Source organism: Kitasatospora sp. NPDC093102 (assembly GCF_040683915.1).
GTDB lineage: Bacteria > Actinomycetota > Actinomycetes > Streptomycetales > Streptomycetaceae > Kitasatospora.
In genome coordinates, this window is sequence record NZ_JBFBFA010000011.1 from 1 (window position 1) to 25,278 (window position 25,278).

General features: G+C 75.1%; 20 protein-coding genes. 6 read left to right on the forward strand and 14 right to left on the reverse strand.

Annotation, left to right across the window (positions count from 1 at the left end; all coding sequences use genetic code 11):
* Window positions 1–250 (reverse strand): NAD-dependent epimerase/dehydratase family protein (locus AB0O11_RS17450; RefSeq protein WP_363387105.1); only part of this gene is annotated, 250 nt, incomplete at its 3' end.
* 365 nt (window positions 251–615) lie between these two features.
* Between AB0O11_RS17450 and AB0O11_RS17455 the strand changes: the two genes are divergently transcribed.
* Complete coding sequence (locus AB0O11_RS17455; RefSeq protein WP_363387642.1) at window positions 616–873, forward strand: hypothetical protein; 258 nt, start codon at window positions 616–618, stop codon at window positions 871–873.
* A gap of 58 nt (window positions 874–931) precedes the next feature.
* Here AB0O11_RS17455 and AB0O11_RS17460 read toward each other — a convergent pair whose 3' ends face one another.
* Complete coding sequence (locus tag AB0O11_RS17460; protein WP_363387108.1) at window positions 932–1,765, reverse strand: NAD(P)H-binding protein; 834 nt, start codon at window positions 1,763–1,765, stop codon at window positions 932–934.
* Between the two features lie 166 nt (window positions 1,766–1,931).
* Between AB0O11_RS17460 and AB0O11_RS17465 the strand changes: the two genes are divergently transcribed.
* Window positions 1,932–2,408 carry a hypothetical protein gene (locus tag AB0O11_RS17465; protein ID WP_363387111.1) on the forward strand — a complete coding sequence of 159 codons (477 nt, stop codon included), beginning with the start codon at window positions 1,932–1,934 and terminating at the stop codon, window positions 2,406–2,408.
* A 49-nt stretch (window positions 2,409–2,457) separates the two neighbouring features.
* On the opposite strand, the gene AB0O11_RS17470 is transcribed toward AB0O11_RS17465, so the two are convergent.
* From AB0O11_RS17470 to AB0O11_RS17505, 8 genes are all read right to left on the reverse strand, one after another.
* The gene (locus AB0O11_RS17470) at window positions 2,458–5,289 is read right to left on the reverse strand and encodes a condensation domain-containing protein (protein WP_363387114.1); all 2,832 of its coding nucleotides are present in this window, start codon (window positions 5,287–5,289) and stop codon (window positions 2,458–2,460) included.
* Window positions 5,286–7,163 carry a non-ribosomal peptide synthetase gene (locus AB0O11_RS17475; RefSeq protein WP_363387117.1) on the reverse strand — a complete coding sequence of 626 codons (1,878 nt, stop codon included), beginning with the start codon at window positions 7,161–7,163 and terminating at the stop codon, window positions 5,286–5,288. Before AB0O11_RS17475 ends, AB0O11_RS17470 begins: the two co-directional genes overlap by 4 nt.
* Before the next feature lie 67 nt (window positions 7,164–7,230).
* Window positions 7,231–9,057, reverse strand: coding sequence for a non-ribosomal peptide synthetase (locus tag AB0O11_RS17480; protein WP_363387120.1), 1,827 nt, complete (start codon window positions 9,055–9,057; stop codon window positions 7,231–7,233).
* Window positions 9,058–9,078: 21 nt separating this feature from the next.
* On the reverse strand, window positions 9,079–10,254 hold the full coding sequence (locus AB0O11_RS17485) for an acyl-CoA dehydrogenase family protein (RefSeq protein ID WP_363387123.1): 1,176 nt from the start codon (window positions 10,252–10,254) through the stop codon (window positions 9,079–9,081).
* A gap of 100 nt (window positions 10,255–10,354) precedes the next feature.
* Window positions 10,355–13,450, reverse strand: coding sequence for an amino acid adenylation domain-containing protein (locus AB0O11_RS17490; RefSeq protein WP_363387125.1), 3,096 nt, complete (start codon window positions 13,448–13,450; stop codon window positions 10,355–10,357).
* A 307-nt stretch (window positions 13,451–13,757) separates the two neighbouring features.
* Window positions 13,758–15,071 carry a non-ribosomal peptide synthetase gene (locus AB0O11_RS17495; RefSeq protein WP_363387128.1) on the reverse strand — a complete coding sequence of 438 codons (1,314 nt, stop codon included), beginning with the start codon at window positions 15,069–15,071 and terminating at the stop codon, window positions 13,758–13,760.
* Window positions 15,072–15,236: 165 nt separating this feature from the next.
* Window positions 15,237–16,556 (reverse strand): MFS transporter, encoded by a 1,320-nt coding sequence (locus tag AB0O11_RS17500; protein WP_363387131.1) that lies wholly within the window; start codon window positions 16,554–16,556, stop codon window positions 15,237–15,239.
* 468 nt (window positions 16,557–17,024) lie between these two features.
* Window positions 17,025–18,143, reverse strand: coding sequence for a PP2C family protein-serine/threonine phosphatase (locus tag AB0O11_RS17505; RefSeq protein WP_363387134.1), 1,119 nt, complete (start codon window positions 18,141–18,143; stop codon window positions 17,025–17,027).
* Between the two features lie 139 nt (window positions 18,144–18,282).
* On the opposite strand from AB0O11_RS17505, the gene AB0O11_RS17510 reads away from it, so the two are divergent.
* Entirely contained in the window at window positions 18,283–18,681 is a 399-nt protein-coding gene (locus AB0O11_RS17510; protein WP_363387137.1) for a hypothetical protein, read from the forward strand.
* 24 nt (window positions 18,682–18,705) lie between these two features.
* On the opposite strand, the gene AB0O11_RS17515 is transcribed toward AB0O11_RS17510, so the two are convergent.
* Window positions 18,706–19,371: a maleylpyruvate isomerase family mycothiol-dependent enzyme gene (locus AB0O11_RS17515; RefSeq protein ID WP_363387140.1), complete on the reverse strand. Its 666-nt coding sequence runs from the start codon at window positions 19,369–19,371 to the stop codon at window positions 18,706–18,708.
* 71 nt (window positions 19,372–19,442) lie between these two features.
* Between AB0O11_RS17515 and AB0O11_RS17520 the strand changes: the two genes are divergently transcribed.
* Window positions 19,443–20,561, forward strand: coding sequence for a LysR family transcriptional regulator (locus AB0O11_RS17520; RefSeq protein WP_363387143.1), 1,119 nt, complete (start codon window positions 19,443–19,445; stop codon window positions 20,559–20,561).
* Here AB0O11_RS17520 and AB0O11_RS17525 read toward each other — a convergent pair.
* Window positions 20,474–21,628 (reverse strand): erythromycin esterase family protein, encoded by a 1,155-nt coding sequence (locus tag AB0O11_RS17525; RefSeq protein WP_363387146.1) that lies wholly within the window; start codon window positions 21,626–21,628, stop codon window positions 20,474–20,476. The genes AB0O11_RS17520 and AB0O11_RS17525 overlap by 88 nt on opposite strands.
* A gap of 137 nt (window positions 21,629–21,765) precedes the next feature.
* On the opposite strand from AB0O11_RS17525, the gene AB0O11_RS17530 reads away from it, so the two are divergent.
* Window positions 21,766–22,500: a TioE family transcriptional regulator gene (locus tag AB0O11_RS17530; RefSeq protein WP_363387149.1), complete on the forward strand. Its 735-nt coding sequence runs from the start codon at window positions 21,766–21,768 to the stop codon at window positions 22,498–22,500.
* A gap of 18 nt (window positions 22,501–22,518) precedes the next feature.
* Window positions 22,519–22,941, forward strand: coding sequence for an SgcJ/EcaC family oxidoreductase (locus AB0O11_RS17535; RefSeq protein ID WP_363387152.1), 423 nt, complete (start codon window positions 22,519–22,521; stop codon window positions 22,939–22,941).
* Window positions 22,942–23,058: 117 nt separating this feature from the next.
* Here AB0O11_RS17535 and AB0O11_RS17540 read toward each other — a convergent pair whose 3' ends face one another.
* Window positions 23,059–23,913: an AfsR/SARP family transcriptional regulator gene (locus AB0O11_RS17540; protein WP_363387616.1), complete on the reverse strand. Its 855-nt coding sequence runs from the start codon at window positions 23,911–23,913 to the stop codon at window positions 23,059–23,061.
* 288 nt (window positions 23,914–24,201) lie between these two features.
* Entirely contained in the window at window positions 24,202–24,918 is a 717-nt protein-coding gene (locus AB0O11_RS17545) for a ScbR family autoregulator-binding transcription factor (protein ID WP_363387154.1), read from the reverse strand.
* Window positions 24,919–25,278: the final 360 nt, after the last annotated feature.

A 25,278-nucleotide genomic window follows, 5' to 3' on the forward strand; every position in this document is an offset into this window, starting at 1 on the left:
CCGCCTCCACCGCACCCGGAAACGCCAGATCCGGGTAGTAGGTGAGGTACGCCGCACTCACACCCTCCAGCGCCCCCTCCCACGTCCCCTCGTCATGCCAGTCGAACGGCACCGCACCCGAACGCGAACCCACCCGCACCTCGTAGCCCCGGGCCGCCAGCCGGTCCGCCACCCGACGACCCGTCTTCCCCGTCCCACCGACCACCAGCACGACACCGGACTCGACCGCGAGATCCACCACACCAGCCATCACAAACACCCTCACTCGGAGTAGGAACCTGTTCTCGGATCGTCGGACCCGCCGGGGTTCCGTGAACCCTGCGCGTCCGTCCTCGTGTCCACCAGTCAAGGCCACTCCGGGCCGGCGAACCATAGCCTCCGCACTCAGTTCCATGCGCGAGCGTCTACGCACCGCCGCGCCCCCTCCGCCCTCCACGAGAACACACCCAAGCCACCACGAACCACCCGACTCGACCCGGTCTCCAGCGGCCCTTGAGCACCCGGCCGCGGAGCGGAACGGTGAGGCGGGCGGTGTCGCGGGGCGCCATGCTCCCCGGCGATGACCACTCACGCTGCTCACAGAATGGGGGTCCCGTCCGCGAAGAGTGCGTGCTGATGCCCACTCACCCCGCGCACGGGAACGACTCCCGCCTCTCCCTCTGGCGGCGCGTACGCGAGTACGCCGTGCCGCCCTCCATGATCGAAACCTCCACCGCCCGCCGCCTGACCGGCGACTGGGCCGGGGCCTGCGCCGCCCCGCCCCGCCGCACGGTGGTCGGCCTCTTCCCGAGGCCGAGCCGGTACGACGAGGGCCGGGAGGACCACCGCCCGGACAGCCCGCCGGAGTGGGCCCGCGTGGTGACCATCGGCTGAGCGCCCGGTGCCGGCCGGGGCGTCGAGGAGTGGGGTGGTCGGCTCAGGGACGGGCGCTTCAGCGGAAGGCTGCGATGTTCTCGGAGACCCAGCGGTGGAACGGCCTGGCGCAGGCTCCGGTGACCCTTTCGACGGTGTCGCGCACCTCCAGCAGCCCCTCGTTGACATCCCCGCCCGTGACATCCAGCACCGCATCCGCGGCCTCCGCTCCCAGGACCGTGGACATCTGCCGGTGGGCCTCCTCCCGGCCGATCCCCGCGAGGGACACCTCCCGCCCCAGGGCCGCCGCGATGGCCTCCAGCTGCTGTCGGGCCGTCACCCGCTCCGGTCCGGTCAGCGCGTACGTCCGTCCACGGTGGCCGGGCTCGGTCAACACCACACGCGCCACCGCAGCGATGTCCGCGGGATGGATCGTGGGCAGCCCGGTGTCCGCGTACGGCACGCGGACCGTCCGGCGTTCGCGGATCGACTCCGCCCACCACAGGGCGTTCGAGGCGAACTGCGTCGGGCGGAGAACCGTCCACGCCATGCCGTCGTCCTTGAGCAACTGCTCGACGGTCGCGTTCTCGCGGGCCGGGCCCAGGTGCGGATGCGTCTGGACGGTGATGGACGACACCAGCACCACGTGCTCGACACCTGCCCGCCGGGCGGCGTCGAGGATGTCGGCGTCGGAGCCGATCCGCGACACCAGAAACAGCGAGCGCACCCCGTCGAGGGCGCGCTCCAGGGAGGCCGGGTCGGCGAAGTCGCCCTCGCACACCTCCACCCCCTCGGGGAACAGGGCCCGAGCGCCGTCACGGGTGAGGCCCCGGACGGGGCCCGCACCACACGTCGCCAGTTCCCCGAGCAGATCCCGTCCGATGTTCCCGGTGGCTCCCGTCACAAGAATCATGCGTCCAATCCCGCCATCTGATGGATCATCGGGAAAGGCTAGGACTTCAAGCGGAGTTGAGGTCAAGAAGATCGCGGAGGAGGACCCGGATGCAGCCGTGCGAGGATGGGGAAGGTGAAGGCCACTGGTCCTCCCTGGCCACGGCAGGACGGAAGAGGATACCTCGGTGACCGAGACAGGAACGGCCGACGCGGAAGGCTTCGAGCCGGACGAGCACGTGCGGTTCGCGCGGTACCGCCAGGCCTTCGCGGAGGTCTCGCCCGAGGACGCGGCGGGCCTCACCGCCCGGATCCTCACCGACCCCGAGTCCTCGATGGCCGGCAGCGCGGTCTGCGAGTACCTGGACCGGCGGGCGGCGGAGCTGCTGACGGACCCGGGCTTCCCGGCCTGGCACCGGGAGCTGGCGGGCGTCGTGGCGGCCGACGCCTTCTCCGTGCGGCGCCTGCGGGACTGGGCACTGCTGCGGGCGATGACCCTGGACGAGCCGTGGGAGGAGGGGCAGTTGCTCACGGCGGAGAACTGGCTCCAGGAGCACCTCGCCGAGAACTCGCCCACCCGGGCCGTCGTGAGCCTCCTCGCCGAGAGCGGCCGCACCCGGCGCAGCCGCAACATCGCGGCCTCCCGGCTGCGGAAGCTCCGGTAGTGCGGGCGGAGGAGGCCGGCAGCCCGGACTCCTCCGCCCGCGACGGGGTTCAGCGGACCATGGCCGCCAGGACGCTCCGCCAGTCCTCGCCGGGTTCGGGGGCGAGTGGGCCGGCCAGGGTGTCCGCCCGGTAGTGCCAGGGGCGGCGGAGTTCCTCGTCGGCGTCGGAGGTGGCGCCGACCGGGCTGCCGGAGCCGAGCAGACGGACCAGTTCGGCGGTGAACTCGGCCCAGGAGACGTGTCCGCTCACCGCGTTGACGACCCGGCCGGCGGCGGGGTGGTCCGGGGAGAGGCAGGCCGTGAGGGCGCGGGCCAGGGCGGCGGCGTGCACCCAGGAGGCGCCGCACCACTCGTCGGCGGCCGGCAGGCCGATCGGTCGGCCGGCCAGGGCGGCCTGGTAGAGGGCGCCGGTGGAGCCCCAGCGGAGCTGGTCGCGCAGGCGGTGGTGCGGGCCCCAGACGATCGGGGCGCGGACGGCGGTGGCCGGGCCGCGGCCGGCGGCGGCGGCCTCGAAGAGGATCCGCTCGCAGTCCAGCTTGGCCTGCCCGTACGGGGTGACGGCCGCGCCGCTGGGGCTGCCCTCGGCAACCTCGGTGCCCGTCGGGCGGCCGTACGCGTCGATGCTGCTGACGAAGACGAACGGGCCGCCCCGCCAGCCGTCGACCAGCGCGCGCATCGCGGCGAGGTCGGTGGCGTGGTCGGTGAAGGTGCAGGCGGAGTGGATGACGGCATCGGCGCCCTCGACCGCCCGGCGCAGGCTGTCGACGTCGCCGAGGTCGCCCTCCACCACCTCGGCGCCGTTCAGCGCGGGCAGGTGCGCGGACTCGGGCCGGACCAGCACCCGGACCGGCCGCCCCTGGGCCATCAGCTCCTGGAGCACGGCCGCACCGACCCCGCCGGTGGCGCCGGTGAGCAGGACGGTGCCGGTGCGGGCACCGGTGGCCTGCGGCCGGGCGCCGGCCCGGGCGAGCGCGGCGCGGCGCTCGTCGGCGCGGATGGCGAGCAGGACGGCCAGGGCGCGCGGGGTGCGCTGTTCCAGGATGTCGAGACCGGTGAGCGGCAGCCCGGTGCGGGTGCGCAGGCGTTCGGCGAGCTGGACGGCGACCAGGGAGTGGCCGCCGAGGGCGAAGAAGTCGCCGTCGGCGGGCGGGGTCGCGCCGAGCAGTTCGCCGAACGCCTTCCGTACGGCGTCCAGCGGGCCGTCCTGCGGCGGGGCGTCGTTTCGGAGGCCGTCGCTCCGCGGGGCGGCGCCGGGCAGCCGGTCACGGTCGGGGGATCCGTCGGGGCGGCGGGGCAGCCGGTCCACCAGGGTGACCGCGAGCGGCAGTTCGGCGGCCGGGAGGAGTCCGCGCAGGGCGGCCCGCAGGACGGCGCCGCTCGGGGCGGCCGGCCCGCACACCACCGCGTAGGCGAGCGGCGGGCCGTCGGGGTTCTCGACCACGGCCGCCTCGATCACCGCCGGGTCGGCCGACAGGGCCGCCACGACCGGGTGTTCGACACCGGTCAGCCGCTCGCCGGGCAGGTCGGACAGCGGCCGGTCCGGGTCGCCGGCCACGGCGGTGAGCACCGCGGCGAAGGCGTCGGCGAGCCGGGCGGCGGTGGTCTCGTCCAGCACGTCCCGGTCGTGCTGGACCAGGACGCGCGGCTTCGGACCGTCCTCCAGCAGCAGCGCCAGGCCGAACTTGGCCAGCCCCAGGTCGAGTTCGACGCTCTCGGCGGCCAGGCCGGGCAGCGCGAGCGGCTCGACCGGGTGGACGAGGTCGCAGCTGACCGAGAGCAGCGGGGTTCCGTCCGCCCCGCGCGAGGCCGCGCCGAGCCGCTCGACCACGAGGTCGAAGGGCACCTCGTGGTGCTGCTGGGCGTCGAGCAGGGCGGTACGCACCAGTGCGAGCAGCTCCGCGAAGGTCGGGTCGCCGACCGGATCCGCCCGTACGGCCAGGGTGTTGACGCCGAGGCCGACGGTCCGCCGCAGATCGGGGCGGGCCCGGTGGCCGCTGGCACAGCCGAGGACCAGGTCGCCCTGCCCGGAGGCGGTGCGCAGCACGGCGAACGCGGCGGCCAGCACGACAGTGAACAGCGTGGCGCCGTACCGCGAGCCGAGGGCGCGCAGCTCCGTCACCACGGCGGGGTCCAGCACGGCGGCGTGCAGGGCGGCGCGGCGCTCGCGCGTGCCGGGCGGGACGGGCCGCAGCAGCGGCAGCGGGCGGGCTCCGGACAGCCGGGCGGCGAGGATGTCGGCGGCGGCCGTCAGCTCGGCTTCCCGGGCGCGCTCCTGGCGCGCGTACTGCGCGTACGAGGTTCCAGGCGGCGGGAGTTGGGGCTCGGCACCGTCCCGTTCGGCGCGGTACAGCGCGGCGAGGTCGGCGGCGAGCACGGGCAGCGATCCGCCGTCTACGGCGATGTGATGGATCGTCAGCAGCAGCGTGTGATCCTCCGGCCCGTGCCGTAGCAGCAGGGTGCGCAGCACCGGGCCGGCGGCGAGGTCGAACGGGCGCGCCGCCTCGGCGGCGAGCTGCTCCGGGGCGGCGGCGTCCAGCACGGGCAGCGGCACCGGGGCGACCGGGTCGATCTGCTGGTACGGCTGGTCGCCCAGGCGCGGGTAGCGGGTGCGCAGGACGGCGTGCCGCTCGGTCAGGCCGGTGATCGCGGCGGCAAGGGCTGCATGGTCGAGCGGGCCGCGCAGCCGGGTGGCGAGCGGCACGTTGTAGAGGGCGCCGCCCTCCCCGAGGTGGTCCATCAGCCACATCCGCTGCTGGGCGTGCGAGAGCGGGGCCGGGCCGCTGGGCACGGTGGGAGCGGCCTCCGGCGCGGGAGCAACGGCGGTGGCGGCACGGCGGTTGCGGGCGCGGCGCAGCAGGTCGGTCTGGTCGACGGTGCTCATCGGTCGCCTCCCGGGGTGTCGTCGGCGGCCCGCAGGGCGCGCTCCAGCAGCTCGGCCTGGGCGGCGACGGTCGGGTGGCCGAGGAAGTCGGCGAGCGACAGCTCGACCCCGAGGTCCTCGCGCAGGTCGTCCACCACCCACATGGCGAGCAGCGAGTGGCCGCCCTCGGCGAGGAAGTCGGCGGCCGGGTCGGTGATCGGGCGTTCCAGGGCCCGGCTCCACGCCTCGGCGACGACCTGTTGGATCGGGCCGAGCTCGGCGTCGGCGGACGGCTGCGCCTCGGCCGGCTCGTCGGCGGCCAGCGTCCGCCGGTCCACCTTTCCGCTGCCGGTCAGCGGCAGCGTGGCGAGCACGGTCCAGGCGGTGGGCACCAGGTGGGCGGGCAGTTGCTCGGCCAGACGGGTGCGCAGTGCCTCGACGGCCGGGCGGGCGCCTTCGGCGAGCACCAGGCAGGCGGTGAGGGCGGCGTCGGCCTGCCCGGCCCGGCGGACCACGACCGCCGCCTCGGCGACCTCGGGCAGCTGGAGCAGCGCGTGCTCGACCTCGCCGGGTTCGATCCGGAAACCGCGCACCTTGACCTGGTCGTCGGTGCGCCCGTGGCACTCCAGTGAGCCGTCCGGCAGCCGGCGGACCCGGTCGCCGCTGCGGTAGGCGCGGCCGATGCCCGGCAGCTCGCGGAAGCGGTCGGCGGTCAGCTCCGGCCGGCCGAGGTAGCCGAGGGCCAGCCGGTCGCCGGCGATCCACAGTTCGCCGACGATGCCCGGCGCCACCGGCGCGAGTTGCTCGTCCAGGACGTACGCGCGGGCGCCGCCGAAGGTCCGGCCGATCGGGACGGAGCCGGCGCAGTCGGCCTGGGTGACCCGGTGCAGGGTGGTGAAGGTGGTGGCCTCGGTCGGCCCGTAGACGTTGACCAGTTCGAGCCAGGGGAAGGCCCGCAGCACGGTGCCCGCGTGCTCGGAGGAGATCGCCTCGCCGCCGACGGCCAGGGTGCGCAGCACGCCGAAGACCCGGGAGCGCCGGGCGGCCAGGTGGTGGAAGAGCGCGGTGGTGAGGAAGACGGTGGTGACGCCGAAGCGCTCGATGTCACGGACCAGGTCCTCGGCACTGGGCCGCTCGCTCGGGGAGACGGCCACGGCGGCGCCGCGGGCGAGCGGGGCCCACAGTTCGAAGGTGGCGGCGTCGAAGGAGACGGTGGAGTGGAAGAGCACCCGGTCGCGCGGGCCGAGGGCGATCGCGTCCTCGGCGGTGACCAGGTCGGCGACGGCGCTGTGCGGGACGAGGACGCCCTTGGGGCGGCCGGTGGAGCCGGAGGTGTAGTAGAGCAGGGCGGGCGCGGCCGGGTCGGCGGCTTCGGGTGCCGTGCCGTCGGTGGCCTCGGTGCCGCGCTCGGTCAGCACCAGGGTGCGCTCCTCGGGGAGCCCGGACTCGGCGAGCAGGCCCTTGTCGCCGAGGACGAGCCGGACGTCCGCGTCGGCGGTCATCTCGGCGATCCGCGGGCGCGGGTAGGCCGGGTCGAGCGGGACGACCAGTGCGCCGGTCCGCCAGACGGCGAGCTGGGCGACGACGAGCCGGGTCGAGCGGGCGCACAGCAGGCCGACGGCGTTGCCGGGGCCGATCCCCCGGGCAGCCAGGACGGCGGACAACCGGTTTGCGGCGTCGGAGAGTTCGCGGTAGGTCAGGGCGGTGGAGCCGTCGGTCACGGCGAGCGCGTCGGGCCGGATTTCGGCCTGCCGGGCGATCAGGGCGGGCAGCACGGGCAGGGCCTCGGCGGTCCGGTCGGACGGGGTCGCGGAGGCCGCGGGGTTCGTGGTGGTCGCGGGGTTCGTGGTGGTCGCGGCGGACGTGGTCGCGGCGGACGTGGTCGCGGTGGTCATGGTGGTTCCCTTCCGGGCGCCCCGGCCGGGTGGGCCGGGGCGCCCCGCTGAGGAGGTTGGGACGGGCTCAGGCGGTCGCGACCAGGGCGGCCACCCGCTCCTCGACCAGCCGGACGACGGCCCGCAGGTCCGGCTGGCGCAGCACCAGGGGGGCGCGCAGCCGTACGCCGTACTCGTTCTCCAGGGCCTCCAGGAATCTCGCCGCGGCGAGCGAATTGCCGCCCGCGGCCAGGAAGTTGTCCTCCGGGCCGAGGTCGGTGCGGCCGATCAGCTCGCGGCAGAGCTTCAGCACGGTGCGCTCGACCAGGGTGCCCCCCTCGCCCGTCGGGGCCTCCTCGCCCGGGTCGGCCGCCGCCGCGTCGGCCAGCAGGGCCTGGCGGTCCACCTTGCCGTTGGCGTCCAGCGGGAAGCGCTCCACCAGCCGGACGACGGAGGGCACGGCCTGCTCGGGCAGCCAGGGGCGGACGGCGTCGAGCAGCGCAGCGGGATCGGCACCGCCCTCGGCCTGGACGAAGGCGAGCAGCCGGGCCCCACCGGTCGGCGCCTGCTCGGCGGCGACCACCGCCCGGCGCACCGCCGGGTCGCGTTCGAAGGCGGCCTCGACCTCGGCCGGCTCGATCCGCACGCCGCTGACCTTGACCTGGTCGTCGAGGCGGCCGTGGAACTCCAGCACGCCGTCCGGCCGCATGACCACCCGGTCGCCGGTACGGTAGACCCGGTCGGTGCCGACCACGCCGGCGGGCGCGTCGACGAAGCGGCGAGCGGTCAGCTCGGGGTCGAGGTACCCGGCGGCCAGGCCGCGGCCGCCGATCCGCAGCTCGCCGGCCGTGCCGCGCGGCACCGGGCGGCCGTCCTCGTCGGTGACCAGGACGACGGCGCCGTCGATCGGCAGGCCGATCGGCGGGGCGCCGGCGCCGTGGTCGCCACCGGGGGGCATGGTGTGCGTGGTGGTGGTGACGGTGGCCTCGGCCGGGCCGTAGGCGTTGTGGACGGTCGCGGTGACGTCGGGCCCGGGGGCGCGGCGCAGCCGGTCTCCGCCGATCACCAGGTGGCGCAGCGCCAGGCCGGCGGGCCAGGGCCGGCCGAGGACGGGCTCGGCCAGCGGGGTGGGCAGGATGGACACGGTGACGCCGGCTTCGTACCACCAGTCGGTGAGCGCGCCGGTGTCCCAGCGGACCGCCTCGGGAGCGACGACCAGGGCCGCGCCGGAGGTGAGGCCTGCCCACAGCTCCAGGACGTGCGGGTCGAAGGCGACGCCGATCAGCAGGCTGTGCCGCTCGCCCGGGCCGAGGCCGGTCAGTTCGCGGTACCACTGCAACAGTGCGCCGAGCGCGGGCTCGGTGACGGCGACGGCCTTCGGGGTGCCGGTGGAGCCGGAGGTGAGCACCGCATAGTGGGTGCCGACCGGGACGTGCACCTGCTCGCCGGGGGACAGGGTGGCCACCACGCCGCCGGTGGGCAGGTCCAGCGGCAGCCGCTCGCCGCCGGGCGGCAGCAGGTCCGGCTCGCCGACCAGGCAGGCCGGGCGCAGCTGCTCGGCGACGGCGCGCAGCCGGCGCTCGCCGGGGCGCGGGCCGAGCGGCAGGTGGACGGCGCCGAGCTTGGCGGCGGCCAGGGTGACGGCGGCCAGCGAGACCGAGTGGCCGAGGCAGACGCCGAGCAGGTCCCCCGGGCCGACCTTGCCGCGCAGGGCCTCGGCCACGGTGTCGGCGAGGCGGTCGAGTTCGGCGTAGCTGTGGACCTGGTCGCCGTCGATCAGGGCGGGGGCGTCAGGGGTTCGGTGCGCCCAGGCGGTGAACAGGTCGAGCACCGCGCCGTCCTGGTGCGGACGGCCGTATCCGATGCTCGGGTTCTCCGCGCTCCGGGATTCCTTGTCAAGGTGTTCCATCATCATCTCCAGAAAGGTGACGAACCGTCAGTTCAGGCCCATGGAACGGGCGATGATCACCTTCTGGACCTCCGAGGTCCCCTCGATGATCGTGGTCATCCGGACGTAGCGGTACAGGAACTCCAGGGGGTGTCCGCGCACCCAGCCGGTGGCCCCGTGCACCTGGAGCGAGCGGTCCACCGCGCGCACGGCGGTCTCGGAGGCGGTGAGCTTGGCGAGCGCCGCGTTCTCGGGCGACTCGGTGCCCTCGTCGACCAGCCGGGCGCAGGCCAGGGTGAGCAGCTTGGAGGCCTCGACCTCGGCCCGGGTGGCGACCAGGTGCTCCTGGACGTGCTGGTACTCGCCGATCACCCGGCCGAAGGCACGGCGGTCCTTGGCGTACTCGACGCCGATCCGCAGCGCGTGTTCGGCGATGCCGTTGCACATCGCGGCGACCACCAGGCGGCCGCGCGAGAGGCTGTCGATGGCGAGGGCGGTGGCCGCGCCGACCCCCTCCTCGCCACCGATCACGGCCTCCGGGCCGACGGTGACCCCGTCCAGCAGCAGTTCGAACAGCGGCTCGCCGGACATGCCCTCGTAGCGCTGGCCGATCCGCAGCCCGGGCTGGTCCATCGGCAGCACGAAGGCGGTGGCCCCGGCCGTGGGGCCGGCCCCGTCGCCGAGGTCGGTGGCGGCGACGACCAGCGCGATCCCGGCGTGCTCGGCGTTGCTGACGAAGGTCTTGCGACCGTTCAGCACCCAGCCGTCGCCGGTGCTCACGGCGGTGGTGGTGAGGCGGAACGCGTCGGAGCCGGCGTGCGGCTCGGTGAGGGCGAGGCAGCGGGTCTGCTCGCCGCGCACCAGCGGGACGAGGTGGCGCTCGATCTGCTCGGGGGTGCCGTGGCGCAGCAGCGGGCTGGGCCCGTCGGAGCCGGCCAGCGCGTACGGGGCGAGCACGCAGCCGCTGCGCCCGGCGGCGTGGTGCAGCAGGACGACGGCGGTGAACGGCATGTCGGCGCCGCCGAGCTCCTCGGGGTAGTCGCCGGCGTAGAAGCCGAGTGCGGCGGAGCGCTTGCGGACGTAGGCCCGCAGGTCGGCCGGGACCTGGTCGACGGTCTCGGGCAACTCTGCAGCCAGCGGGACGAGTTCGCGCCGCACGAAGCTCTCGAAGGCCTCGACGAGTTCGCGGTGGCCGTCCTCCAGGACGGCGGAGGGGGCGGTCATGCTCCCACCTCGCCGCGCTCGGCAGGGGCAGTCGCCCGTGCGCACCTCTCGGTGGTCCTCTCCCAGCCTTCGGCCGGGGGGACCGCCATGCTTCGCTCGTTCACTTGGCGTCTCCTGCGGTGAGGGCGCGGGCCTGGTCGGCCAGCACGGCGTGGCGGAACAGGGTGCGCAGCGGCGGGCGGCTGCCGAGGTGCGGTTCCAGGTAGGCGGCGAGCTGGGCGGCGAGCAGCGAGTGGCCGCCGACCTCGAAGAAGTGCGAGTCCGCGGTGAAACGGTCGTGGCCGAGCACCTCGCGCCAGGCGGCCGCGATCAGCTGCTGACCGGGGTCGGTGAACTCGCTCGGCGCGCTCTCCTGCGCCTCGGGAGCTTCCGGAGCCTCCGCCGCCAGGCGGGCGAGGGCGGTCCGGTCGGGCTTGCCGCCGGGCAGGGTCGGCATCTCGGCGACGGCCGTCCAGCTCGCCGGGACGAGTCCGCCGGGCAGCCGGCGGGCGAGCGCCTCGTGCAGGGCGGCCTGGTCGGGGCGGTCGGCGCCCTCCAGGAAGCCGACCAGCCGGGGGCCGGTCCGCGGGTCGGTGTGCAGCAGCACCGCGCAGGAGCGGCCGCCGAGTTCGGCGGAGGCGGCGGCCTCGATCTCCTCCAGTTCGATCCGGTGGCCGCGCAGCTTGACCTGGTTGTCGGCGCGGCCGAGGAAGCGCAGCCGCCCGTCCAGGTCGCGGTAGCCGCGGTCGCCGGTGCGGTAGACACGGGCGCCGCCGAGCGCGGGGACGGTCACGAACCGGGCCTCGGTCGGCTCCGGCAGGCCCAGGTAGCCCTCGGCCAACAGGGCTCCGCCGACGGCGAGTTCGCCGACGCAGCCGGGGGCGAGCGGGCGCAGTGTGTCGTCCAGGACGTGGATGCGCACGCCGTCCAGTTCGGCGCCGAGCGGGATCTCGCCGTCCTCGGCGACGTCGGCGGCGGTGACCTCGTACACGGTGGAGGTGACGGTGGCCTCGGTGACGCCGTAGGCGTTCAGCACGGTGGTGGCCTCGGTCAGGCCGGCCAGTGCCCGGGCGGGCAGCCGCTCACCGCCGAGCACCAGCAGCCGGGGAGCCCAGCGGCCGTCGCGCAGTGCCTCGCACAGGTCCTCGCGGACGGCGAGCAGGTAGCTGGTCGGCAGGTTGGCGACGGTGACGCCGCGGGCGGCCAGCACGGCCACCAGCTCGGGCCCGGTGGGCACCTCGCGCTGCGGCACGACGAGGGCGGCGCCGGCCGCGAGGGCGGGCAGCACCTCCTCCAGGGCCACGTCGAAGGACGGCCGGGCGAACAGCAGCACCCGGTCGGCGGTGGTGAGTCCGTAGCGTGCGGCGATCGCGGCGACGTACCCGGCGAGGGCCTCGCGGCCGACCAGGACGGGCTTGGGCACGCCGGTGGAGCCGGAGGTGTGGATCACGTAGGCGGCGCCGTCCAGTACGGCGGCGGGCTCGGCCTTCGGGAAGGCGGGGCCGTCCAGCAGCGCCGGGGTCACGCCCTCGGCGGGCAGCGCCAGTGTGCTCTGCCGGGTGGCCAGGACGAGCGCCGGGCTCAGCCGCTCCAGCAGCAGCCCGAGCCGGGCGGCCGGGTCCTCGGTGGACAGCGGCGCGTACACGGCGCCGTGCCGCAGGCAGGCGAGCAGGGCGACCACGCTGTCCGCGCCGCGCGGCAGCACGGTGGCCACCGGCTGGCCGGGGGCCACCCCGGCGGCGCGCAGCCGCTCGACCAGCTCGGTGACCCGGCGGTCGAGTTCGCCGTAGCTGATCCGTTCGGTGCCGGCCAGCAGGGCGAGCGAGGTCGGGTCGTGGGCGGCGGCCGGGTCGAGCGCGGCCGGGGTGACCGGGGTGGCCGGTGCGGCCTCGGGCGTGGGGGCGAGTTCGGCGATCGGCGTCTGCGGGCGGTCCAGGTAGCAGCGCAGCAGTTCCAGCAGCCGCTCGGACAGCAGCACCGCCTCGGACTCGCGGAACAGGTCGGCGTCGTAGTCCCAGACCAGGGTCATTCCGGCGGCGCCGTGCTTCTCGCCGACGACCCGGCGGTCGTCGGGCAGCAGCACCAGGTCGAGGTCGAAGCGGGTGGTGCCGGTGTTGAAGCCCTCGTACAGCGAGACCTCCAGCCCGGGCGCCTGGACGTCGGGCAGCGCCGCGTCGTGCGCGCTGAACATCACGTTGAACAGCGGGTTGTCGGCGCCGGTGGTGTGCAGTCCGAGCCGGCGGGTCAGTTCCTGGACCGGCAGGTCCTGGTACGGCAGCGCGCGCAGCAGGACGTCGGTCACCTCGTCCACGGCCTCGGTGCCGGGGGCCTTCGGGTCGAGCCGCAGGCGCAGCGGGACGGTGTTGACGAACATGCCGACGGTGCCCTCGAAGCCCTCCGGGCGGTTTCCGACGGCGGTACCGATCACCAGCTCGCGGTGGCCGCTGTGCCGGCGCAGCAGTTCGGCGAACAGGGCGAGCAGGGTGCTGAACGGGGTGTGGCCGTCCGCCTTGCTGCGTTCGCGCAGCCGCTCGGCCAGGTCGGCGCCGATCGACTGGCGCAGCTGGCCGCCGCGGTGGCGCCGTTCGGCGCCCGGCCGCGCCAGTCCGGGCAGGGTGACCTCGCGCGGCGCGTCGGCCAGCTCCGTGGCCCAGAAGTCGAGTCCGCGGTCCCGGGGGAGGTCGGTGGCGGCGCGGGCGTGCTCCTCGTACGAGGGGGCTGCGGGCAGCTCGTAGGGCTCGCCGAGGACGGTGGCGCGGTAGACGGTGAACAGGTCGCGCAGCAGGATCGCGAAGGAGTGGCCGTCGTGGACGAGGTGGTGCTCGACGTGGATCAGCCGGTGGTGGTCCTCGCCGAGCCGGACCAGGTGCCAGCGCAGCACCGGCGCCCGCCCGGTGTCCAGGGGCTCCTCGGCCTCGGCGGCGAGGAGCCGGCGGAAGGCTGCCTCCGGGTCCTGCTCGGTGGCGAAGTCGCTGTGGCGAAGCTCCGGTTCGCAGCCTTCGGCGACCCGCTGGCCGGGCAGCCCCTCCGGCCTGGGCACCAACTCCAGCCGCAGACCGGGGTGGTGGGCCAGCACGGCGGCCAGGCCGGCGTGCAGGGCCTCCCGGTCGAGGGTGCCCCACAGGTCGAGGACTGCGGTGAAGTTGTAGGCGCGGCTGCCCGGCAGCATCTGTTCGTGCAGCCAGACGATCTCTTGTGACGGGGAGAGTGCGAACATGGTCAACTCCCTTGTGTGGTGGGCGTGTCGGCACTGCGTTGGCCGGAAGCGGGTGTGGGGTCCTCCCGCTCCGGCCGGTGGGCCGGGCCGCACCGGGGTGAGGTGCGGCCCGGAGCCCGGGGGGCCGTCCGGCGGCGTGTCGGACGCGCGCGGACGGGCGTGGTGGATCCGTCGTGGTGGATCCGGCGTGGGAGTTCGGGGCCCGCGGGTGCTGGCGCGCGGGCGCGGGTGTACGGGAGCGAGCGGGTGGTCAGGGGGTGGTCGAGGGGGGTGAACCGGCGGTCGGCGCCTGTTGCCGACGACGTGTTCAGGCCTGCGGGGCCAGGCTCGGCCGGGCGTGCAGGTGGTGCCGCAGCACGGCGAGCAGTTCGCCGAAGGCGGCCCGGGCGTCCGCCTCGGGGAAGCGGTCGCGGTCCCAGGCCAGCCGGATCAGCAGCTCGTCGCCGTGCGAGGCGGAGACGGCCAGCGGCGCGGCGAGCGGACGCCCGTCCAGGTGGGTCTCCCGGCCGGAGGTGCCGCCGAGCACCAGCGGCGGGCGACGGTGCAGGTCCTCCAGGGTGAGCAGGGCGTCCAGGGCGCCGGACCATGCGGCCCCGGCGGTGCGGGCGGCACGGACCACCTCGTCGAAGGGGGTGCCGGCCTGGTCCAGGTCGTCCCACCAGGCGTCCGCGAGGGCGTCCAGGTCCGCGGCCGGTCCCGAAGTGGCCGGGTGCACCAGGGTGTTGAGGAAGCAGCCGAGCGCAGCGGGAGCACCGGCCGGCCGGCCGCCCCATGGGTAGCCGAGCGCGAGCGGCCCTCCCCCGGCCTGCGGCCCGGGGGAGCCCGACGTCCGGTGCAGCCGGTGCAGGGCCGAGCCGACCGCATCCAGCAGGGCCGGGAAGACGGCGCCGCGGGCGGCGCCCCCGGCGGCGGGCAGCCGCTCGGTGAGCATGCCGGTGGACGTGGCCGCGCCGCCGCCCGCCCCGGTCAGGCCGCCCAGCCGGCGGCCCCAGTGGGCCTGCGCGGCGGGGCCGCCGGCGGCGTCCTCGGCGGCGAGCTGCAGTTCGACGGCCTGCCGGTAGTCGGCCAGCGCCTGGGGTGAGGGCCCGTCCGTCGGCGGCTCGTCCTGCTCGTACGCCGCGCTGAGCTCGGCGGTGAGCACGCCGAGCGACTGCTCGTCGCAGGCGGCGTGGTCCAGTGCGAGGGCGAGGAGTTCCTCGTCCCCGTCCGGGTCCGCGGCCACCAGCAGGCGCAGCGCGGGTCCGTCGGCGGGCCAGTCCAGCAGGGCTTCGCGCAGCGCCGCGCGCGCGGTGCCGCCGGGGGCGACGGCGATCCGCGCCGCCTCGGCCGAGGGACCGCCGGTGCGCAGCACGGGCGTGCCGCGCACCGTTGCGAAGCCGCCGCACAGCGCCGGGTGGTGGGCGGCCACCGCGGCCGCGGCGCGGGCCAGCCGGTCCAGGTCGAGGGAGCCGCGCGGGTAGGCGAAGAACAGCGGGACGACGTCGGTGCGGCTCTGCGGCGCGAGCCGGCGGGTGATCAGGAACCGTCGCTGGGCGCCGGTCAGCGGGTGCAGCTCCACCGGGGATTCGGCGGCGGCTGAGCGGTACCGGGCGAGGTAGGCGGCGGTGATGCTGGCGTGCACGGGAACGGTCTCCGGTTTCCGGTCGCGGCTCGAATCGGGGATCGGTCGGGGGATCGGCCAGGGCCTTGCCCGGTCCGGGCGGTACGGGGCCCAGTCCGGGCGGTACGGGGCTCGGTCCAGGTGGTACGGGGGCTCGGGTCCGGGTGCTACGGGCCGGCGGCCCGGTCAGGACCCGGTGGGGCTCACGGCACTCTCCTCGTCGGCGGCGTCCTCGCCCGCGGCCTGCCCGGCCGCGGGGTCGTGGCCCGGCAGCTCGCGCATCCGCCGCAGCGGCGAGAGCAGCAGCGGCAGCGGCACCAGCAGGAAGCCGGCGGCGCAGAGCCAGAGCGCGGTGCGCGGCCCGGCCGCGTCGGCGACCGCGCCGCCGACCAGGGCGCCGATCGGCAGGGTGCCCCACACCAGGAAGCGCATGGTGGCGTTCATCCTGCCGAGCAGCTCCGGCGGGCAGACGCTCTGCCGGAAGCTCACCTGGGCGACGTTGTACGCCACCGCGCCGAACAGCACCACCCCGGAGGCCAGGCCGAACAGCACCACGCCCGCGCCGCGGCCGGACAGCGGCCACAGCAGCGCGAACGGCGCCGTCACCACCGTGGACAGCCAGATCAGCCGGGCCTGCCCGATCCACCGGGCGAGCTGCCCCGCACACAGCGCGCCGGCCAGCCCGCCGACGGCGGAGACCGACAGCAGCACGCCGATGGCTCCCGGCGACAGGTCGAGCACCCGCACCCAGAACACCGTCTGCACGGCGGTCAGCACGGCGGAGAACAGGTTGGACGTGGCGGTGGCGGTCGCGATCGCCCGCAGCAGCGGGTGGCCGAGGACGAACCGCACGCCCTCCCCGACCTCGGCGCGCAGCGAGCGCCCCGGTTCGGGCTCCGGCCGCGGCTCCTCGGCCTTGATCCGGACGAGCAACAGCGCGGAGGCGAGGTAGCCGCAGGCGTCGGCCACGATGGCGAGCGGCGCCCCGAGCAGCTGGACCAGTCCGCCGCCGAGGCCCGGCCCGGCGATCTGCGCCGAGGAGCGGACCGTCTCCAGCGCGCCGTTCCCGCCGATCAGCTGCTCGCGCGGCAGGACGGCGGGCAGGAAGGACTGGTGGGCGACGTCGAAGAACACCGTCGCCACCCCGGTGACCAGCGCCACCAGATAGAGCTGCGGCATGGTCAGCACCCCGAACGCGGCGGCCGGCGGGATCGACCCCACGGCCAGGCAGCGCACCACATCGGCCCGGATCAGCACCGGCAGCTTGCGCATCCGGTCCAGCCAGGCGCCCGCCGGAAGGCCGACGAGCAGGAAGGCGGCGGTCTCGGCGGCGGTCAGCAGGCCGACCTGGAACGGCGTGGCGTCCAGCACCATCACCGCTACCAACGGCAGGGCGACCAGAGTGACCTGGCTGCCCGTCTGGGCCGCCGCGGCTCCGGTCAGCAGGAGCCGGAAGTCGCGGTGGCCGAGCAGACGGGCCTGGCGGGGGCGAGGCTTCTCGTTCATCGGTGCGACTCTCGGTCACCCCTTCGACACGGGGCAAGCACCAGGTTCGTTTCCGGACGGACCGCAGGTCGGCGGAATCCCGCCACTCCCCCGGCCTGCCCTTGCGCGCCCCTTACGGCCGTTCCCGGCACTGCCGCACCGTCCGCAACGCCCGTCGGCCAAGGCGGCACGGCCCGACGGGCACCCTGATCGCCTCCGGGTCCGCCGGTCCATTTCGCCGTCCGGTATCCGGACTCCGTCTTTCCAGCCACCGGACGGCGGCGCTCAACTTGACCGGATTCCATGAAGTGCAGCCCGACCGTCACCTCATCGTGATATCGGCGTGACCCGAGCGCGCCGTAGAAGGGGGTCCCGGGCGGGATGCGCGCCACCCCCGGACCGGCCCGGTCCGCCGCCCCCCGCCTCAGGCCCTCCGGTGATCCGCGTCCCAGGCCGGCTCCGGATCCGGCAGGCGTCGACCGTCAGCCGTCAGTCCGCTTCCGCCGCCTCTGCCCGGTGGGTGATCGCCAGCACCGCCATGTCGTCGTCCCTGGGCCCGCCGGTCCACCGCTCGACGTCCGCCACCAGCGCGTCCAGCACCTCCCCCGGCCCGGAGAACGGCCCCAGCGGGGCCAGGCCGAGCACCGGGTCGTAGAACTCCCCGGCCGCGTCGCGGGCCTCGGTGACCCCGTCCGTCACCAGCAGCAGGGTGCTCCCGGCCGGGAACGGCCGGCTCTCCGGCGCCGGACGCGTCACGCCCAGCCCGCCCATCCCCAGCGGCAGCCCCGGGTCCGCCGCGTCCAGCCGGCGCACCCGGGGCCCGGCCCCGCCCCGCCGGTACGGGCCGAGCAGGTACGGGCCGGGATGCCCGCAGTCGAGCGTGCGCACCCTCTCCTCGCCCGGCGGGAACTCCACCAGCAGCGCGGTGACGAACCCCTCCAGCCGCAGCTCCTCGCTCATCCGCTCGCTCTCCCGCCGCAGCGAACCCTCCAGCGCGTCCGCGAGCGCGGCCAGGTCCGGCAGGCGGTGGGAGTCCTCCCGGAAGGCGCCCAGCAGCACCGAGACCACCCCCACCGCGTGCAGCCCCTTGCCCCGCACGTCGGCGATCAGCCCGCGCACGCCGTACGGGGTGACCTGCAACGCGTACGCGTCCCCACCGATCAGCGCCTCGTCCTGGGCGGCCCGGTAGCAGGCCGCGACCGACAGCCGCCCCACCCTCGGGGGCGGCTCCGGCAGCACCGCACGCTGCGCCGCCTCGGCCACCGACCGCACCCGCGCCAGCCGCCGTCCGTGCCGGGCGATCACGCGGTTCACCCAGATCCCGAGCAGCGCCGCGAACACCGTGTTCGCCAGCTCCAGGTGGCCGGCCCGGGTCCCGATCGACCCGTCCTGGGTGGACAGCACCAGGATGCCGAGCACATTGGCCACCCCCACCGCGACGGTGTCCCGCAGCGCCAGCAGCGCCCCCGCCAGCACGGCGGCCGCTGCCAGCAGCGGATCGCCCCAGTAGTCGGTGGGATCCAGCGCGTTCCACGCCAGCCCGGCGGCGGTCAGCAACCACGGCGCGACCCGCACGTACGGCGGCCACTGCACGGACCTCGGGGCCATCGGAGACCTGACTTCCGTCTCACCACCATCCGGAAGGGCTTCTTCCGATCGTAGTCACGGGCCCCCGAAACCCGCACGACGGCCGCCCGGCCGCTCGTTAGGCTTCGGCCGCACCCGTCCGAGCCCCGAGGAGAACCGGATGTCCATCTTCGCCACCTGGCTGTACTTCGGCGACGACGACAGCGACGCGCCCGCCCCGAGGATCTACCAGGGCTCACACGTCAGCCCCGCCGACGACGACCGCCGCGGGGGCTGGCTGGAACTCGGCGTGATCCCCAACCACTGCCATCCCGACGTCCGGTTCGGGGACGCTCCCGAGCCCGAGGGCGGTTGGTCCCTCCCGGTGGAGTACCTCCGGCTGGGCCTCGGCCGGCCCGCCGAGGACCGCCCGGAGGGCACGGACGGCACGGACAGCCCGGACGGCACGGACAGCGCCGCGAACGGCGCGGGCTCCCGAGCGACGGTGATCCTGGACCGCGCCCAGGCCGAGCTGTTGCACGCCGCCCTCACCCAGTGGCTGAACACCGACCGCCGGTAGCGCACCGCGCGCGCCCGTCCACCGCTACGCACCGTCCGCCGTGAACCGTCCCGCGCCGGGCCCCGCCAGCAGGCCCTCCGGCAACCGGCGCCCGTACGCGAGCAGCAGCAGGTGCTCCGCCCGCCCCGCCACGGTGAGCGGCCCGTGCCCGTGGCACCAGTCGGCGTCCGTCGCCTCCAGGCGGACTCCGTCGAGCCGGGCCCCGAAGAACCGCAGCGTGCGGGGTGTGACTCCGGCCAGCAGGGCCGTCGTGCGGGCCACCGGCAACCGGGCGGGCAGACCGAGCGCCACGGTGATGTCCAGACCGTGGACGGCGTCGTGGGCGAGGGCCGCGATGCGGCCGCCGACGGGCGGGCGCCAGGGGTGGTCGGCGTGGTCGGCCATGGCGGCGACGAGTTCGCGCCCGGTCATCGCGGCGGCGTCGCGGCGGGCGATCCGGTCGGCCATGCGGTGGACGTTGCCGCCGGAACGGGCGAGTTCGAGGACCGTACGCGCCGTCGAATGCCGGAAGCCGGTGCTCATGTGCGCGGCCACCTCGCGGACCCGCCAACCCCCGCACAGCGAGGGCGAGTTCCACTGCTCCTGGGTGAGGGAGGCGAACACCTCGGCGAGTTCGCGGCGCTCGGCCGCGATCTGCTCGCGGATCCAGTGGATCTGCCCGGTGTCCTGGTCCTGCGGCACGGTTTCCATGCGTCCAGCCTGCGACCGGAACCGCACACCCGTCCAAGGCCGGGAATTTCTGGCACCTATGATCAGGAGTTATGGAACTGCGGCAGCTCCAGTACTTCGTCACCGTCGCCCAGCACGGCAGCTTCACCCGGGCAGCCCAGCTGCTGCACCTGACCCAGCCCGGGGTGAGCTCCCAGATCCGGCAGCTGGAGCGGGAACTGGGCCACCGGCTGCTCGACCGCTCGGGCCGCACCGTGCGGCTCACCCCGGTCGGCGAGGCGGTGCTGCCGCATGCCCGGGCGGCGCTCGCCTCCGCGGCCGCGGCCCGCCACACGGCCGAGGAGTTCGGCGGGCTGCGGCGCGGGCACGTGCGGCTGGGCATGGTCGCCGGCGCGGCCCTGACCCCGCCCTCCGAGCTGGGGACCTTCCCCGGGCTCGCCACCACGCTGGCCGCCTTCCGCCAGGCACACCCCGGAATCGACTTCTCGCTCACCGAGGACACCACCGCGCGGATGCTCGGCGCCCTGCGCGACGGCCGACTGGACCTCGCCGTCATCGGTCTGCCCACCCCCGCGAGCGGGCGGGAGGGCGACGACGGCTGGTCGGCCCTGGCCGGGCTCGCGCTGCACACCGTGCTGGAGGTCCCGCTGGTCGCGGCCTGTGCGGAGCGGCATCCGCTCGCGGACGGCCCCGGCTCCGGCGACTTCCCCGGCTCCGGCGACTTCCCCGATCCCGGCGACTTCCCCGGCTCCGGCGACTTCCCCGATCCCGGCCGGAACGCACTCCCGGTCGCGGCGCTCGCCGGGCACACCCTGGTGAGCACCCCGCGCGGCACCGGTCTGCGCACCGCGCTGGAGTGCGCGCTGGCCGAGGCCGGTGTCGATCCAACGGTCGGCATCGAGGCGGCCGCGCCACCACAGTTGGCCGAACTCGCCGCACACGGCCTGGGCGTGGCTGTCCTGCCGGACCCGGGCCCGGTGCCCGGTCTGCGGGTGCGCCCGCTCGCCGACCCCGTCCCCCGGGTCCGGATAGCGCTGGCCTGGCCGACCGGGCAGCCCGCCTCGCCTCCGACCGCCGCCCTGGTGGCCCACCTGCGGCAGGCCTACCCGGGGCCGGCGGCCGCTCAGTCCCCGGCCGGCACCGCCGCGCCGTCGGCGATGTGCAGCAGCGCGACCGCACCGTCGAGCACCTCCCGGCCGAGCGGGAAGTAGCCCTGCCGCGGGACGGTGTCGGTGCGCGTACGGGCGTCGGCCGGCAGCGCGATGTCCGTCAATTCCCAGAGCGCACCCCGTTCCTGAAGGTGAGCCTCGTACGTCCCCGGCGCCGGCTCGGCCAGCCCGATCGCCTCGCTGCGCCCCAGGCTCCCGGCGACGAAGGCGTACCGCTCGCCCAGCAGGGTGCCCACGATGCGGCCCGCGCCGGTCCACCGGCAGTCCAGCTCGCCCAGCGCCCAGGCGCCCGGATTGTGTTGCAGGTGCAGGTTGTGGGAGAAGACCAGGGTCGGTCCGCGCCGGGCCTCGATCGCGCGGATGTCGAGCAGGTTCTGCGCCATCAGCGCGTCCCGCACGCCGGACAGGGCGCTGATCCGGTCGCTCGGGGTGAGGCCGCGGACCGCCGACTGCGCGTGGTAGCGCAGCAGCCCGATCCCGGCGGTCAGCCGGGTGCGTACGGCGAACCACTCGGCGGACGAGGTCGCGGCGACCAACTCCGGTGCGTGCATGTGGAGTTGGAGCAGGAGGTCGTCGGCCAGGCAGCGCAGTCGCACGGCTTCGGCGGTGCCGCCCGGCGACTGGGCCGGATCCATCACCGCCTCCGTGCGGCTCCAGCGCTCGTCCTCGCCCGCCACAGCGGCCAGGTCGAGGTCGAGCCCCAGGTAGTCGCGGGCGTGTTCGAGGTAGCGGCGCGGGCTGGGGGCGCTGGTGGTCTCGCTCGGGACGTCGAAGCCGTGGAAGGCCAGCCGCTCGCCGGGCGGCCGCTCCTGGTTGAACTCCCGCATCCAGGCGACGAGTCGGCGGTTGGGCTCGAGTTCCCCGAAACCGTGGGTGAAGCCCTCCCCCATCGCCGAATCGAGGGTGCCGACACCCTCCCGGACGTAGGCGTCCACGGCGGACGCGGCCACCCGGTCGGTCTCCAGGGCGATCGACCGGAAGCCCCGGTCGACCAGCCGGGCGAACAGCTGATTGCGGACCCACCCGAACGCCGGCTCCTGGTGCGTCGGTTCCCCGAGGCCCAGAAGCTCGCACGCCGGGGTGACGAAGTCATGCATGTCCTGGTTCATGGGCCTCAAGCGTATCCTTGAAAGAACGGTTGAGACTTTTCCCTCCACTGCCGCTCAGCCGCCGCCGAAACCCTCAATCGACCCTCAAACCGCCGATCAGCTCCGAACACTCACCCGGCCCGGAACGGGAGACGACCATGCGCCCCGCCGACCTCGCGCGCGAGCACGGCATCTCGACCCAGGCGATCCGCAACTACGAGCGTGCCGGCTGCCTCCCGCCCGCCGAACGCACGCCCGCCGGGTACCGGATCTACACCGAACTGCACGCGTCCGCCCTACGCGCCTACCTCTCCCTCGTCCCGGCGTACGGGCACGCGACCGCCGGCTCGGTCATGACCGCCGTCCATGCCGAGCGGCTCGGCGACGCCCTCACCGAACTCGACCGGGGTCACGCCCAGTTGCTGCGCGACCGGGAGACCCTCGCCGCCGTCCGCGAGGCCGTCTGCCACCTCACCGACGGCGCCGCCACCGGAACCGGCCTGCCCGCGCTGCCCGGCCCCCGGTCCGTCGGCGAGGTGGCGCACCGGCTCGGCGTCACCCCCGCGACCCTGCGGGCCTGGGAGGCCGCCGGCATCCTCGCCCCCGCCCGGGACCGCGCCACCGGCCACCGCCGTTACCTCCCGGCCGACGTCCGCGACGCCGAGCTCGCCCACCTGCTCCGCCGGGGCGGCTACCCGCTGGACCGCATCGCCACCGTGCTGCGGCAGATCCGTACCGCGGGCGGCACCGGTGAGCTGGCCGCCGCCCTCGACGGCTGGCAGCAGCGCCTCACCACCCGGGGCCTGGCGATGCTCACCGCCTCGGCCCGCCTCGCCGACTACCTGACACTGCGCCCGAGGAGTCCCGACGGGCTTGACCTCAAGGGAACTTGAGGCCACAGAGTGATCCGCATGAACACCAAAGACGCAGCGAACGAGCCCGCAGACACCGAGCACGCGGACATCTCGGCCATCGAACGGGTCGTGGCCGCCGTCGAGCGCGCCCAGCGCGCCAAGGACCCGGACGCCTTCCTCGCCCTGTTCCACCCCGAGGCGCTCTGGACCACCGCGCGCGGCAAGGTCCTGATCGGCCTGGACGCGATCGCCGAGTTCACCCGAGCCGTCCTGCCCGCCGCGACCTGGGACGGCAATGTCACCTACGAGCCGGTACACATCCGGTTCCTCCGCCCCGACGTGGCCGCCGTCAAGGTCCGCCAGGTCTACCACTCGACAGCGGGCGACTCGGAGGGGGCACCGCTGTACGTCATGACCAGGCAGGACGACGGACGGTGGCTGCTGCACGCCTGTCAGAACACCGGCGTGCTCGCCGAGTAGCCACCGGTTCCGTCGCTGCCGGGCAGGCCCGGGCGCGCGCCGTCGTCGTGGCAGCGCGCCCGTCTCTCGCCGTGCACCCCGCCCCGGATCTGCCGGGCCCTTCGACGGCCGCCCCGGTCAGCCGACCCGGGTGAGGCGGGCGGGGCGGGCGCCGGCTCCGTCGGCGAGCGCGCCGGGCTGCTCCTGGTCCGACCGCTCGGGACCGGCGAGCAGGATGGAGCGCTGCAGTCGGCGCAGTGCCGCGGACGGCTCCATGCCCAATTCCCGGACCAGGGTGTTCCGCAGGCGCTGGTAGGCCTCCAGTGCCTCGCCCCGGCGGCCGGAGCGGTGCAGCGCCATCATGTACTGGCCGTGCAGGCTCTCGTGGGTGCGGTAACGGTCGACCAGGACGGTGAGTTCGGCGAGCAGCACCCGGTGCCGGCCGAGCCGCAGGTCGGCCTCGATCCGCTGGTCCAGCGCGCAGAGCCGGGTCTCCTCCAACCTCTTCGCCTCGACGGCGAGTTGGCCGCCGACTGGGACGTCCGCGAAGGCCGGGCCGCGCCACAGCGCGAGCGCGTCGCCCAACTGTCGGGCGGCGAGCGGGAAGTCGCCCCCGTCCATGGCGCGGTAACCGTGCCCGGCGAGGCGGTCGAACTCCTGGAGGTCGACCAGTCCGCCGCCGCTGTTCAGCATGTAGCCGCCGGCCGAGGTGACCAGGACGTCCTTCGCGCAGGATGCCCCCGGGCCGCCGTCGCCCTGGGCGAGCGCCCGGTCGATGAGGTCGCGCAGTTGGAGCACATAGGTCTGCACGGTGGTTCGGCTGCTGCGGGGCGGGCGGCCGGACCACAGCTCCTCGGCGAGGACACTCGCCGGGACGACCTGGTCGGCCCGTAACGCCAGCAGGGCGAGCACCTGCCGCGGCTTCGGCGCCGACGGCACCACCGACACCCCGCACAGTCGGACCCCCAAGGCCCCCAGCACCCGGATCTCCACGACGACCACCCCAAATCCAGACGGATCGGCGGCCCCGACGGCCGCCGGCCGGGCGGGCGCTCCGCTGCTCACCGTCCACGCAGGTCCACTGGACGGTCGATCGAGCACCCGGCACCATCCAAAAACAGGTCAGACGGTTTGTCAATACAAAACCGAACGCACTGTTTGTTTTTAGGCGATGCAATCCCCTGCAGAGCCGGACCCTGGACCGCCCGTCCGATCCCGAACCGGCCCCACAGAGGCCGCCCGGCCGCCCGGCCCCCCGAGGCCCGTCCGGCCCGCCGCGACTCAGGCCGGGCCGGCCCCGTCCGCACCTGCTCCGGTCACCCCGCTCGCGCCGGCCTCCGCCGCCGTCGGCTCCGCCGCCCGGGCCGCCGCCAGCTCCGCGACCACCCGGGCACCCCGGTCCGCCGCGAGGTCGAGCGTGGCCAGCACCCCGGACACTGCGATGCTCGGCATCAAGTGCTGGTACAGCGAGGCGATCCGGCGCTCCAGGTCCGCCCGGCCGGACATCTTCTGGGACTGGATCTGCACCCCCGTCCAGGCCCCGGTGACCAGCCACGCCGTCTCGGCGGGCACTACCTGGGGCAGCAGCTCACCGCGCCGACCGGCCGTTTCCAGCACGATCTCGGCCCGCTGGATCCAGCCGGGGGCCGCGCCGCCGCTGAAGTCGCCGAACATGTCCTGGCCCAGGGAGAGCCGCGCGCCCGCGCTCAGCACCGGGTCACGCGGCATGAGGTGGGCAACCACCATCCCGAGGTCCACGAACTCCTGGAGCTTGCAGTGCCGTTCGGGGATCTCGTCCCGGCCGAACTGCTCCTCCACGACCCCCTGGGCGAGCTCCCGCTTGGAGGCGAAGTGGAAGTACACCGCACCACGGGTCACCCCGGCACGGGCCACGACCTCACCGATCGTCGCCCCCTCGTACCCGTACTCGTCGAAGACCGACGCCGCCGCCTCCAGGATCAGCCGACGCGTTCGGACCGCCCGCTCCTGCCGCACCACCGCAACCACCCCACCCGAAACGCTCGGCAAACAAAACCAAACACCCCGTATCTTACCCGCCGAGGTCGGCCGGGATCCTTGCGTCCCAGGTCACATGGGGCCACCTTCGAGCGAGCCAAAACCGCGTGGACGGTATGGAACGGGCAGATGACCGACGCCTCACCGCCGGCCTTCATAACCGGAACAGCGACTCCCACTTCTCACTGGCAGGCCAACGAACGACCATGCCGCAGCAATGAACCTGCCAAGCACAGCCGCCGACGTTCTCACAGGTCAAGAAGCTTTACCAAGGGAGCCCGATCTCCGGCCCACGCACCGCGCCCACCCACCGTGCCCACCCGACCACGCTCGGCCGCCGAC

Excerpts from the sequence above, each read along its gene's own strand:
- AB0O11_RS17455 (WP_363387642.1), top strand. The coding sequence starts at position 616 with ATGCCCACTCACCCCGCGCACGGGAACGACTCCCGCCTCTCCCTCTGG.
- AB0O11_RS17460 (WP_363387108.1), bottom strand. The coding sequence starts at position 1,765 with ATGATTCTTGTGACGGGAGCCACCGGGAACATCGGACGGGATCTGCTC.
- AB0O11_RS17470 (WP_363387114.1), bottom strand. The coding sequence starts at position 5,289 with ATGAGCACCGTCGACCAGACCGACCTGCTGCGCCGCGCCCGCAACCGC.
- AB0O11_RS17475 (WP_363387117.1), bottom strand. The coding sequence starts at position 7,163 with ATGACCACCGCGACCACGTCCGCCGCGACCACGTCCGCCGCGACCACC.
- AB0O11_RS17480 (WP_363387120.1), bottom strand. The coding sequence starts at position 9,057 with ATGATGATGGAACACCTTGACAAGGAATCCCGGAGCGCGGAGAACCCG.
- AB0O11_RS17485 (WP_363387123.1), bottom strand. The coding sequence starts at position 10,254 with ATGACCGCCCCCTCCGCCGTCCTGGAGGACGGCCACCGCGAACTCGTC.
- AB0O11_RS17490 (WP_363387125.1), bottom strand. The coding sequence starts at position 13,450 with ATGTTCGCACTCTCCCCGTCACAAGAGATCGTCTGGCTGCACGAACAG.
- AB0O11_RS17500 (WP_363387131.1), bottom strand. The coding sequence starts at position 16,556 with ATGAACGAGAAGCCTCGCCCCCGCCAGGCCCGTCTGCTCGGCCACCGC.
- AB0O11_RS17505 (WP_363387134.1), bottom strand. The coding sequence starts at position 18,143 with ATGGCCCCGAGGTCCGTGCAGTGGCCGCCGTACGTGCGGGTCGCGCCG.
- AB0O11_RS17510 (WP_363387137.1), top strand. The coding sequence starts at position 18,283 with ATGTCCATCTTCGCCACCTGGCTGTACTTCGGCGACGACGACAGCGAC.
- AB0O11_RS17515 (WP_363387140.1), bottom strand. The coding sequence starts at position 19,371 with ATGGAAACCGTGCCGCAGGACCAGGACACCGGGCAGATCCACTGGATC.
- AB0O11_RS17520 (WP_363387143.1), top strand. The coding sequence starts at position 19,443 with ATGGAACTGCGGCAGCTCCAGTACTTCGTCACCGTCGCCCAGCACGGC.
- AB0O11_RS17525 (WP_363387146.1), bottom strand. The coding sequence starts at position 21,628 with ATGAACCAGGACATGCATGACTTCGTCACCCCGGCGTGCGAGCTTCTG.
- AB0O11_RS17530 (WP_363387149.1), top strand. The coding sequence starts at position 21,766 with ATGCGCCCCGCCGACCTCGCGCGCGAGCACGGCATCTCGACCCAGGCG.
- AB0O11_RS17535 (WP_363387152.1), top strand. The coding sequence starts at position 22,519 with ATGAACACCAAAGACGCAGCGAACGAGCCCGCAGACACCGAGCACGCG.